The organism is Brevibacillus sp. HB2.2, assembly GCF_013284275.1.
GTDB classification, from domain to species: Bacteria; Bacillota; Bacilli; order Brevibacillales; family Brevibacillaceae; genus Brevibacillus; species Brevibacillus brevis_D.
Map to the genome: position 1 here is coordinate 1 of NZ_JABSUV010000113.1, position 543 is coordinate 543.

At 42.2% G+C, this 543-nt stretch carries 1 protein-coding gene; it reads right to left on the reverse strand.

All coding sequences use genetic code 11. The annotated features are described in order from the left end of the window. On the reverse strand, positions 1–543 hold a 543-nt coding region (locus HP401_RS29545; protein ID WP_375140447.1), incomplete at both ends, for a YcdB/YcdC domain-containing protein.

Consider the following 543-nt stretch of genomic DNA (forward strand, 5'->3'; position numbering starts at 1 on the left):
CGCCTGATCCTTGGATATGGCTTCCTTAGGATCAGCAAACTTCAAATCTTCGAGGGCTGGTGCATCATCGCCCCCGAGCCCGTATAAGCCTTCCCCTTTTGATATAACTTCCCCCTTGCTGTTTACGGTTAGATTAACATTCACATTCAAATATGGAAGACCGTTTACCTGTTTCGTAAACAAAGCTTCATTTTGATCCGAATAATTAGGGTTATATTTGAAGCCACCCATATCTGCTCCGTACCATTGCTTCATAAAATCTGTTGCTTTGCTGACTACCTTGTCATGCTCAATCTTCGGTCTGCCTTCTTCGGGAAATTCCTCGTTGTAGCGAAAAGTATTGGGATTCCCTTGTTTATCCAAACTGAATTCAAAAGACGGCTTCTTCTTCTCCTTGGACGTTTGCAAGATGATGGTTATACGATTCGTTCCATCATTTTTTTCTAAAATCTCAAGCGTACTGTAAGAAAAGTTGGCTAAATACGGCAGCCTTTCCTTTACCTTTTGGATTGCAAGCTCTACCTTCCCTTTCCATTCAGGTGT